We start from the raw sequence: 12,137 nt of genomic DNA, 5'->3' as shown, positions 1-12,137 counted from the left end.
CAGAAGCACGCTCACGCCATGGCCATCCGAGAAATCGCTTGAAGCCGCCGAGGTCACGAGCTCTGCACTTCTTGATAGTAAGTCAACATGCTGATTCCGGACGGTCCGCGGATCACGCGCCACAAGGGGCCAAAAGGCAAAGACGGTGCCGGGTTCAATGCCCCGCCCGTTATAGCCTAGGCCCGGTGAACGCACGCACCAATGCTTGAGAGGCGCGACGCCGCCTAACACGACCAGAGCGGTCGAAACGAAAGGAGGAGAGAATCTTGTTCCACGCCATTTCACGCTCGGGCAAGATTCAGGTCTTCAAATTGTCTGTTAGGCGCCGCGTGGCAAGATTGAAATAAGGCAGTTGATCTGCTCCTACCGAATCTATGACCAGGGTCGCTTGCCGTAAGCATCGGTCGCGATGATCACCCACTCGGCATTCTCAGATCCGTTGCCGCGCCATTCCTCCAGCGCGAACCGGTACCGCTGGCGACGATGCGTTCTCTCAGTGAAGCTCCTTCCTCACCGCCGCGAGAGCGAGTCGACACAGGCCGCGCACGTAAGCCAACGGCTCTATGGTGCCCGGGGGCTTGTCGAGCAGCGCTCCAGTGTTATTTTCGTCGCCGATCGTCTTGCGCGTCTCGTCCGCACTACTGCAGCAACGCGCTTGTCCATTGGCTCTCGATTTTCTGCAAACCCTTGCGTCCAACGGCACAATGCAGAGTACTGGTGCGCTCATCTCCGTATTCCAGTTTGATCAGCCGTTCACCCAATGGTGAGCCCAGCACTTCTACTAGGATATTGCGCATGCTCCACATGCCTGCGTTAACCAGCCCGCCCCCGAACCTCCAACACCTATTTTGGGTGCTTCTGGCACAGCGACCTGCGCACCCCTGTCGGCAAGATGTAGGGCGGCAGCAAGGGTCGCCTGGCCAGCGCTACGCCGAGCGGCATGGTAATTTCTGCGCGCCTGCTCACGGGAGCCACTACGCTTGCCGGTGATGCTGGACTGCCCGCGCCCCCAACTGATGACTGCATTCGATCATTCACGAAATGAAAGCAGCAACACCATTTGCCCTCCAGTCGAGCTGACGCTCGGCTCGCACATGATGCAAATATCCTACCCACGTCACTGCGACGTGGCCATTCCTCTGGAGAGCGCGGCCAGCAGACCACTCGCGCTGACCGTATACCGGCCGGACTTTGGTAGTCCCCGCGCTCTGCAGCAGTAATCATCATTGCGCGCCCACCGATCTCATCCCTTGGGCAAGTCGTCCAACCAGCAGGCATCCTCCACGTGCGGCCGGCAAAAGATCCTTCCGATCTTTTCGGGCATCTTATTTTGATGATATCGCATATACACGCGGCCATCATCTCCCAGATCGAGGATCTCGATCTTTCCCGTGTAGTGGGACATGATGTATTTGAATGTCTTCTGGATGCCGCTGAGACGTTGGTTGATGCCGCGCGTAATCTCTAGTCCACGACGCAATGAAACCTGAAAGTGCGAAGCGCCCTTGACCGGCCTCCCTGAAAAAGATAGTAGGGACGCACTCCGATTTGATGACATTTGGCAAAGGTCGCCGCCAACACCTCGGGATCATCATTGACTTTCGCGAGAAGAACGGCCTGATTGAGGAATTGTACGCGCCGTGCGCGCAAGGACTGAATTTGGCGCACCGCATAGTCCCAAATTTCGCCGATGTGATCGAAATGTGTGACAATTACTGCAGTTTTACCCGTTTTTTGGAGTCGTTGGAACAAGGCTGGTAGAGCGGAATCGTCAAAACGCTTGGGCTCATAGGCCAGCATTTTCGTGCCGAATCGAATTGATTCCAAATGTCTGATGGGGAGCAAATGATCAAGAATCTCATTGAGGTTGGCGGTGCTGAGCACGAATGGGTCGCCTCCAGATAGCAGCACGTTCGTCATTTCAGGGTGGTCCCGAATTTATTCGGCGACCCTTGCGAAATCGGGTGCAATTTCATCGGACTCCTTGCCGACTAGGCGCTTGCGAAAGCAATAGCGGCAATATGAAGCGCATCGGTCCGTTACAAGCAACAAACCGGTCTGGGGATACTTATGCTGGAGGCCGAGCACGACCGTGTTATCGTGCTCGCCGCTCGTATCTAAACTGCCACGACTCTCGAACTCCTGAACTGAGGGCTCCACAATGTTTTTGAGCTGCTCGTAGTAGCCACCGTTTGTAATCTGATTGCGGTAGTATTTCGTGACCTGATGACGGGTGATGTTGTTGGCTTGCAATTCACTCTCAGTGACGACCCCGCCCCTTCGATGAATTTCATGACATGCCCTCTAACGGGCATGGAATTAGCTGCGCTCGTCATTGCTACATCTTGTCCTATGTGATGAACTGCATCCTGACCCGCAGGCCATTTGCTCACCGATGGTACACGGGGAACAATGGATCGAAACCTACCTAGCTTGGTGAAGACACTTGGAATTATATGCCGATGAAGCGAGGTCGGCACGTAGCTGCTATCGACAGCAGCGGTGCGTTTCTGAGCTGTGGCGGGATCACTTCCGCACGCTTTTCGGCGAGTCACCAGTCTCGTCCGACGAGTTGACCTGACGCCAATCACCAACGCTCTCGGTTGTTCCAGTAACGATCAGCTTCGCATTCTTTTAGGCAATAGTGCGGCCGATGGTGGCTTCGGATGAGAACGTCGGCGGACACATCCGCTCACTATACTAATGAGCGAACCGCGGCACGTAAGCGTCGTCGCTGCTGTAATGCTCAATAGCGAAGGAGAGTCTAACGAGACCCCGCATCGCGAAACCGCGCCTAATCTCGGCTGTCTCAAGATTGGTCGAGATAACTCCGCGCAGGGTCTCAGAGGATGGCCTACTCGTCCGCGAACAGGAGCCACAAGTCGGAAATCTTCGATTTGCACTTTCGGAACGTTGCAAGTGTTGTCGCCGGTCAGATCCGCTTGACGTTGGCCAGTTCGCACCCGTTCCAACCGCGTTCGATGATCAGGGCGGATAAAGGCTTCGAGTATGTGCGCATCAATGCTGCGGTTTCGGTGGGTTCGAGAAGGCTGCTGTGTTCAGCCGCACAAGCATCGAGCTCTCCCTGTTGACAAGGTCCGAGACCGCAATGGTGAGCCGCACCGTACCTTGTCGGCACGAATGCCAAGCCTAGCGGTCCGACATGTTTCGCCGAGGCCAGGACGATCTTTTCGAGGAGGGGTCCAAGCGGTGATCGCGCACAGCCTCCCCTGCCACCCTCATTTTCAACAGCAATACGTCGTACCCACATTGTCGGGTTCGCAACCCATCTCCAAAGGTCCACGCTGTGGTTCATGTGAGGACGAGCGGATCTGGGCCGCTCGCAAATACAACTGTCGCATTCCAATGGGCTTCTGTGAGGTCGCCAGGCGCAGCACGCAGCTGGCCTTGGCCCGGCGACCTCACGAAACGCACATGATTCCGAACCAATCGGCAACCGTGATTCGATCGTCGCGTAGATGCGACGGAGCAAGCACAGGACGACGGAAGCCGGCGGTCTGTTCCGGGCTAGGCTGGACCAGATTGATCCGGCCGGCGCGGTTCGGCTCCTCGCATCCTCATCTGAGTCAGAGAACTCTTGTGCCTCATTCTGGTCAAGCTATCGGGCACGCTCAGCCCTCCCACCCCGCTCATCAGCCATCTTAACGAGAGCACCAAGTAGCTCCATCGCGCAGCGATGCGGAAGCCTGCTGTGGCTACTTGCACCACTCGGTAGTCTTGACGTTGGTCTCGCCCAGTCAAGCGCGCCTCGGTCTTGACGGGTCCGAAACTCTCGGCGAGCGTTCGCTTCCGGCCCGCGCGACACTCGCCTTTTTCTTTCATCACGATTGCCGGCGACAATGAATGTCATATGGCGCCTCAATCTCGCACATCACCCTGGAGCCAATACTCAGCGGCCTAATGTTGGCTCTGAACATGTCTAATCAGGCCAAGAAGCATGCTCCATCCCTGCTGGCGGAATGTGTCGGCCGCATCGCCTGAGCTCAACGAACTGACGACGCATGATAAACAGTGCAATCATTCCGGCGCCTAGCTCCGCGATGGCTTGACTGGCCAACACTCCGCTGAAGCCAGAGATGGCAGGGAATAACAGTACAGCCGGAATGAAGAGATAATGCCTCGCGAAACACACAACCGCGCTGAGACGCGCTCTCCCGAGCGATTGAAGCATCGCCGTGACGACAGTCTCAATACCATACAATCCAAAAAAAAGGTGGAAGACGGTGCAGGCAGAAACGGCAATTTCCCTGACGCTATCGCTATCGCTAAACAGCCTGACCAAAGGACGGGCAAAAACCATAATGGCCGCGGAATACGCAAAGGAAAGCGCAACCGTGATAGAGAGCATGACCTTTGCAGCCCTCAGTACGCGAAAAAAATCGCGTGCGCCCCAGCCAAAACCCAGGATAGCTTGAGAACCCATACAGAAACCGCTGATAAGCAGTGCGCCAATTGTTAGGAGTCGCACGGCTATTCCCACGGCCGCGATGGACTCTTCGCCGAAGGGCGCAGCTGCTCCGTACAAGAGCACAACAGTAATAGCAGATAAGATGCTGGTCACGGTCGCTGGCGCCCCCACGAGCGCGATCTGTCTGATGCGATCTGCTCGCAACGAGATGTGAGACATCCTGACGACGACCATTCCGCGTCGCTTGATAAAATACGCGATATAGAGGCTAATAGCCGCAGCCTGAGACACAAGCGTTGCGAGAGCGGCGCCTCGCACACCGAGCTCCAGCACGGTTATGAGCACTGGATCAAGGCCAGCGTTCAGGATGAAGGCGGTCATCATCGTCCACATGCTGAATCGTGTGTTGCCTTCGGCTCGGACGATGAAGCCGTTGACGATGTTCAGAAGCATCAGGGTGCATCCGAACAAAAGCGTCGTTGCATAGTCGAGCGCCAGGGGCATGATGGTTGGAGTTGCTCCGAGCGCTAGGAAGATCTCTCGCATGTTTAGAAACAGAGCGACTGTGACCGTGATGCCGATTGGCGCGGCGAGCGCGAGAGCGGTACTGGCGGCTCGACTCGCCTCTAGGTACTCACCAGCACCAAGATGACGAGACATGAACGACGCTGCTCCGACTCCTATCCCCTGTCCGGCCGCCGCGAGCAGGACCACGATCGGCAAGGTCATGCTGACAGCTGCGATCGCAGGCGCGCCGAGTGTGCCAACAAAGATTGCGTTGACGACCTGCTGAAACGCGTTGATCGACAAGCCAACAACAGACGGAATGGCGAGCCGTAGGATAAGTCTGAACAGACTGGGGTCTGATAGATCGACGCGCGCGTTCTTGTTCGGCATCACATCGTGATCGGCCTCGGCGGCGAATTCCGTATCGGGCACATTCATGAATGAAGGTGTCCCGAGATCTTCCGCATTTCGCTGATCGTCTGCATCAGCTCCTGTTGCAAGATCGTGCAAAGATGGCGGGTCGCCTCATAATCGACCATGCTCGGATCATAAGTGGTGTCGATCTGTAGACGACCGGATTGATATCCGACCTCGAACCAGAAGAGGTGGATCGCCGCTGCTTGATGCATGTGTTCGCCGATCGAAAGCGGACAAGGGTCTGTGTCTAGAAAACGGCGTGGGAAATGGCGCTGCAACCCGGCGCGATAATTCACCCCAATTCTGGGTAGTGGCAGGCGATCGAGCCGACCCCGCACGGCTGAATCTCGGTTTAGGAATTTCAGGGCCCGAAAGCCAATTCCCCCACGCGGCAGCGCAGTGCGCTGCCGGTATATTGAACGAGCGCGGTCGGAACGCGACTCCCTTGCGGTGACTTTCAATGGAAGCGGAACGAGCTCGCTGATAAGGCCAATGATCTGAGATGAATCGAAATCATCAAACAGCCGACCTCGTGTCGAGATCAGGCTATCAATCCAGAGCGAATAGTTGCCGAACAGGGCGCCACACGCACCGGACAGGGCAGCAAGAAACACATCAAAGTCCTGACAATGCGCTGATCTGGCTCCAATACTGAGGAGACCCGCTGTCGCTTCCCCATCGATTTCAAGATGGTACTTGGCTTGATCTATCCCAAGCGAACGGCCGTTCGCGTCCTCCGGACGATTTCCGAGACTTGCATTGTGAAGCTCTCTCGCGCTTTCTTCGGCAACACTCGTACCGCCCGATGACGCGTCGCTGACGCAGAAATTGAATTGATCGTAGTCAATGCCCTCCCAGTGCTTGAGTTCGCCTGGTGCTTCGCTGTTCGCGTAGTGCTCGAGGCGCTTTAACCAGGGAGAGAGCCTTTGTACGGTCTCGGGACCCTTCACATTATGGCCTGCAGCAAGAGCGTTGTATGCGTCCTCCAATGCTTCCAGGAATAGCCGATAGCCCATCCCATCTGCTACGAAATGATGCATCAGCACCAGCAGGTAGTAATCGCCGCTTTCTGAAGTGCGGAAGGCCGCGACGTGAACAAGAGGCGTGTGGCCGTCAAATCGAAACATGTGCTGACGTCTTGCCGAGACGCTCTCGATTGTCCTGCGCTGGTCTGGGCCGGTCATCCGGACGAGATCGATCTCCTCCACAATGCGCTCGGCCGGACAAGGCCCAATCCCCAGCCGTAGTCCATCTTGGGTTCGGGCAACGCGGAGCCTGAGGCCTTCGTGCCTCTCGATGACATGGGCAAGAGCGCGGTCCAGGATCTTGATTTTCAGGAAGCCGCCGCGCAAGAAGAACAGATCGCCGATGTTGAAATGCTCGTCAAAGCCGAGAAGAGAATTCCAAAACGATATTAAAGGGGGCACAGGCAGTAAGCCGTCCGCGAAAGCGATGTTGTGGGCCGCCGCCTCCGCTTCCCCGGCCGCCAAGTCCCTGATGGTCGGTGTTCGATAAAGTTGGTTGACAGTGAGATTCAGCCCGGCTTTGCGCGCCAGCGTGATGCAACGTACGCTCAGAAGAGAATCGCCTCCGATATCAAAGAAACTGCTGTCGATACCTACCCGCTTGGCGCCTAATAGATCCTCCCAGATCCGAGCGAGAATCCGCTCGTTCCTGGTGCGGGGCTCAGCTGATGAACTAGTTTCTATGTCGCGGTAAGGAACGCATGATAGGCGAGCACGATCTATCTTTCCGCTCGTCGTCAGTGGAATACTGTCAACCAACCTGAAGGCTGCCGGAATCATAGAAGATGGCAATCTATCGCGCAGGTGGGCGAGAAGCTCTCCGGAGCTTAGATTCTCGCGAGCGGGTACCACGCTCGCCGTCAAGCGGCGATCGTCATCGATGTCTTCTGCGAAGACCGCGGCCTTTGCGATTGCCGGATGAGACTCGAGGGCAACTTCGACCTCCTCCGGCTCGATCCGAAAGCCCCTCACCTTGATCTGGTTGTCCGATCGGCCGCAAATCTCGAGAAGGCCGCTGGTTGAGATGCGTGCGATGTCCCCAGTTCGATAAAGCACGTTGTATTGTCCGCCATCATACGGATTCGGCACGAAACAGCGGTCAGTCCGATCTTGATCGCGCCAGTACCCAGCGCTTAGGCAGCGGCCCGCGATGCACAGTTCGCCGGGGGCTCCAACAGGCACTCTTTTCAATCGTGAATCGAGCACGTAGAGTTTGACGTTGTCGATCGGCCTCCCCACCGGGACGAGCGCCGAGTTGTCCTCGGTATCCGATGTTTCGTGGACGGCCGCATTGGACGCACATTCCGTCGCACCATAGAAATTCCACAACGACACGCCCGGAAAAGACGCACGCCAGCGAGCGGGCAGCGAGGAAGGCATCGGCTCGGCGCTGCTTGTGACCAATCTTAAGGCGGTCCTTTGCGGTTGCCGTTCCTGAGACCCAATGAGACCGGACAGGACTGGCGGAGAGGCAAAAAAGCGTGTCACGCGATGCTTTGCCAAACTGCACAACAACAGATCCGGATCTAGCACCTGCTCTTGGGTGAGGATCAGCGTGGGCACACCTCTCAGAAGCCCACCAAAATACTCCCAAGCGGACGCAACAAGGCAGGCGGACTTCTGGACAACCATGACGTCGGTGCCATCGAAGGGAAAGCGCCGCCACATCCAGTTCAGCCGGTTGAGAATGGCCGCTTCCGGTATAAGAACCCCCTTCGCCCGGCCCGTGGAGGAGGACGTATATATGAGGTTCGCAATTCGGCGATCTAACGGTTTCTCGCTAGGTGCGAAATCATCCGCAGTCCTGTTGCACCTTTCTAAGGTGGATAGACAAATCGACGGTATCTCAAAGCCAGGCTCCGTGGTATTCGCGTGGACCAAGAGCTTTGCCTGACTATCTCGCAGGATATGTTGGATCCGATCCCGCGGATAATCCGGAGGTATCGGCACAACAACAGCATCCAAGCCTCGCGCCGCAAGCATGACAGCGGCAACGTCCGGCGACCGGTCAACAAGCGTGCCGACCAGATCGCCGGCCCCCACCTTCATATCCTGCAGTAACGAGCGGATAGCTGCTACGCGCTCACGCAGCTGGCCAAACGTGACCTCCCCGAACTCGCCAAAATATGCTACTTTGCCGCCATTAGAGACGCTGATCTGCTCGAAGGCTTCAACGAGCGGACATTCAGATTCATATCGCTGGATCGACCCATCCAGCGAATTCAGGATAGTGAGATCTGAGGCGCTGAGGCAGCTTAGTTCCTCAATGGGCACAAGCGGCTTATCAACGCAGGCGGCAATCAGAAAGCGCAGATTGTTTGCCATGCGGACAGCCAGATCACTCGATATTATGTCTTCCGCATACGCCAGCTGGAGCGCAATCTCATCGCCGTGATCTTGCGCGTACAGTGTTAAGTCGAATTTGATATAGCCTGTGTCATACTCGCGGAATGTCAGAGCCACCTCGTCTTGACCAAGTGGCTCGGCGGCTTCGGAGTACATGTTGAACATGACCTGGAAGATCGGTGATCGCCCTGGTTCGCGACATAACCTGGTGTCCCTGACCATCCATCCGAATGGATAGGCCGAATTTGCGATGGCATCGCTGACCAGGTTCTGGATGCGCCGGGCATGAGCAGCAAAGGACTGACCGGCATCGATCGCGGCACGGATCGGCAGCATATTCAGGAAAAAGCCAATGATGTCAGCACTGCCAGGTTGATCCCGTACAGCGTGTGGCATGCCGACGACAATATCGTCCTGGCCGCTATACATTCGTAGCAGCAGCTGGAAGCAAGCCAGCAGTGTTGTCGACGTGGTGCAGCTATTTTGGCGCGCGAATTCTCTTACCCGGCTGGATAGATCGCCGCCAAGCAGCACCGGATGCGAGCCGCCGCGGTATGAATTCGTTTGCGGGCGCGCTCTTCCAAGCGAAAGCACCGGTGGATCATCACCAATCTGACGACGCCAGTAGTGACGTTGGTTTTCCAGCGCCTCCTGAGAAACGTGTTGTTTTTCCCACGCCGCGTAGCCCGAGAGTGACGCCCGCTTCTCTGGCCAAGGCGCCGCAGCATCTAAATATCTCTGCTGAAGATCTCTGAGCAGAACAGAAATCGACCAGGCATCGAGGATGATTTCGTGAGCGGTGATCAATATGAGATGATTGTCAGGACCAAACCTGACCATGCGCGCGCGAAACAGGTGGCCCTGTCCAAGATCGAAATTGTCTTTCAGCTCCGTTCGTCGAAACTGTGCGATGAGCTCCTCAGCCTCGGAGGAGGTGAGATGAGATACATCGATCAATTCAAGATTTGTGCATGGCGGAGCATCAAAGCACTGAACCGGACCGTCTTCATCGATAAAGCGCGCCGAAAGTGCCTGGTGGGAATGAATGACCTCCGTCCAGGCGCGATTGAACCGAGCTAAATCGATGTTTCCCTTAATCCGTATCCCGCCTTGAATGATGTAGTTCCGGGCAGTTGGATCGAGCTGCGCCAGAAACCAAAGGTGCTCCTGGAGGTGCGTCAGAGGCGATCGGTTTAGTTTTCGGTATGTCAAGGCTGTGCATGGATTGGACTCAGTGCGAGCCTCGATCGAAGCGGCAAGAGATCGAATTGTGCCATTCAGGACCAGTCTGAAATCCGCTTTCACTCCGAGCAAAGTCTGCAACTGTCCCAATATAAGCATTGCGCGGAGGGAGTCTCCGCCGAGGCTTATGAAATGGTCATTCACACCTATGTTCTCGATACGCAAAACGCCGGACCAGATTTGACGTAGCCGGACTTCGAGGTCTGATTGCGGCTCCTCGAAGGGCGTTGACAATAACGGCCGAACACTCCCCGGTTCAGGCAATGCTGCAAAGTCGACCTTTCCATTCCTGGTCAGCGGAATACTGCTGACGCGGATGATTCTTTCCGGAAGCATGTAGCTGGGGAGTGCCTCAGCAAGAAAATTCTGAAGGTCGCTTTCCGCCAGTTCAGCTGGAGCCGACACATACGCAACCAGCCGCCGCGATTCGGCTTGCGCCTCCGCCCCAGCTATATCTCGCGCCGTAAGCTTTACACCTGCGCAGACAGAGGCGACTGCGACGGCGCCATGCACCAACGGATGAGCGGACAAACGAGCTTCGATTTCTCCCAGCTCGATTCTGTGCCCGCGAATTTTGACCTGACGATCCCGTCGGCCGAGACATTCCAAAAGGCCGTCGGAACGGAGGCGCCCAAGATCACCTGTCCGATATAAGCGCCGGAAGGACAGGTCGCTTGAGAACGGGTTTGGCCCAAACGCATCCTTGGTGCGGACATGGTCATTGACGTAACCGGCAGCGACACCGACACCGCTAACACAGATTTCGCCGACTTCTCCTACATTGCAGAGCCGCGGTCCGTCCGCGACATAGACCTCAACGTTTTGAATTGGCCTGCCGATCGGCACATAAGGCTCAGCCAGCGCAGGCGGCACGAAAACCAGATGATGCGTCACGCCGTCGGCGCACTCGGTCGGCCCGTAATGATTGAGAATGGAAACGCGGGGATACAAGGCAAGCCACGCACGCGCCAATCCGGGCGTTAGAGGTTCTCCGACCGTAGAAATAATCCGCAATCCATCCATGGCTCGCTCTGCCGCGGCGAGCGATTGCAGATATTCAACAAACACTGCCAGCATCGACGGAACGAATTGGACGACCGTAGCGCCGCATCGTTGAATGGCTTGAAGGAGCGATGACGGCGATCTAAGTGTCGCATCATCGATGATTGATGTAGAGGCTCCGACGCAAAGCCCAGAGAGAAGCTGCCAAAGCGAGATATCAAAGCAGTGCGATGCCGTTTGTGCAACGCAATCCGTCCGAGTGAGACTTAGAGCATCGATCTTTGCCGCCAAATGATTGTTTAGGCCGGCGCGCTCGATCATTGCGCCCTTAGGCCGGCCCGTCGAACCAGACGTAAACAGAATATAGGCAAGTCCATCCACGTTCGGCGATGGCACGACAGCCGAGGTCTGCACCTGGCGCAGGGCCGCCTCTATAGCTACGAATTGAGGAGCTGCTTTGCCGCTCTCCTGGAATAGGCCGAGCCATTCCGGCCGGTCTCGGCCCATCAACAAAGCGCAGCGGCTCTGCTCGATCATGAATGATGTACGGGAAGTCGGTAGCGATGGATCGAGCGGTAGGTACGTTGATCCAGCTTTCAAAATTGCGATGACCGCCGTCGCCCAGTCGAGGTCCCGCCCTCCCCAATAGCCGACAACCGCGCCGCGAGCACCCTGCTCTCGTAAGGTCCTTGCAAGGGCGTCCGATCTTGATCGGAGGGCCTCATATGTGAGTTCGTCTGCGCCGTGCCTCAGCGCAACTCTCTTCGGATCCGAACCTGCAAGCCGATTGATCGCCGTGATCACGTCAACCGGTTGACCTTCCGCAGACAGCTTCTTGCCTGATTGATTTTCCGTAGGCACGCGCCCCACCATTCGTCGCCTTCTTCGGCGCCCAAATCGGAACGCCGGAGCTCGTCATCGAGGTGTGCATGCGCAGCCACCTGATTCCGCACGTCGCACGGTTTTGTCCGTATGACCTTCTCGGTGTTCGCTTCTGGCTCGATGATCGGCAGAGAAACAGGAGGACGCTAGGACCCCGCGCCCACTTTGGCACCTACCTACGCTTGTGGTGGACCTGCCAGCGTGTGCATGGCACCCGCAATCAACGCGCCCACAGGCTCGTTACGGCTTGTGATGAGCGTAATTATCCGATTTCCCGGCAATTGGAG

The 12,137-nt window shown here is 56.6% G+C and carries 4 protein-coding genes; all 4 read right to left on the bottom strand.

From position 1 onward, the window contains the following. Positions 1–1,464 precede the first annotated feature (1,464 nt). A complete protein-coding gene (locus AC5V87_RS07685) occupies positions 1,465–1,920 on the bottom strand; it encodes a hypothetical protein (RefSeq protein WP_495370520.1) in 456 nt (151 codons plus the stop codon). A gap of 18 nt (positions 1,921–1,938) precedes the next feature. Further along, positions 1,939–2,253, bottom strand: coding sequence for a hypothetical protein (locus tag AC5V87_RS07680; protein ID WP_495370519.1), 315 nt, complete (start codon positions 2,251–2,253; stop codon positions 1,939–1,941). A 1,687-nt stretch (positions 2,254–3,940) separates the two neighbouring features. After that, positions 3,941–5,374, bottom strand: coding sequence for an MATE family efflux transporter (locus AC5V87_RS07675; RefSeq protein WP_495370518.1), 1,434 nt, complete (start codon positions 5,372–5,374; stop codon positions 3,941–3,943). Continuing rightward, positions 5,371–11,841, bottom strand: a complete 6,471-nt coding sequence (locus AC5V87_RS07670) for an amino acid adenylation domain-containing protein (protein ID WP_495370517.1) — start codon at positions 11,839–11,841, stop codon at positions 5,371–5,373. The genes AC5V87_RS07675 and AC5V87_RS07670 overlap by 4 nt, the downstream gene beginning before the upstream one ends. Positions 11,842–12,137 lie beyond the last annotated feature (296 nt).

This window comes from Bradyrhizobium sp. SOJA106 (assembly GCF_059448745.1).
This window is presented reverse-complemented; position numbering and strand designations above follow the sequence as displayed.

What these genes read in the sequence shown, in the direction of transcription:
- AC5V87_RS07685 (WP_495370520.1), bottom strand. Translation starts at nt 1,920, where the DNA reads ATGACGAACGTGCTGCTATCTGGAGGCGACCCATTCGTGCTCAGCACC.
- AC5V87_RS07670 (WP_495370517.1), bottom strand. Translation starts at nt 11,841, where the DNA reads ATGGTGGGGCGCGTGCCTACGGAAAATCAATCAGGCAAGAAGCTGTCT.
- AC5V87_RS07675 (WP_495370518.1), bottom strand. Translation starts at nt 5,374, where the DNA reads ATGAATGTGCCCGATACGGAATTCGCCGCCGAGGCCGATCACGATGTG.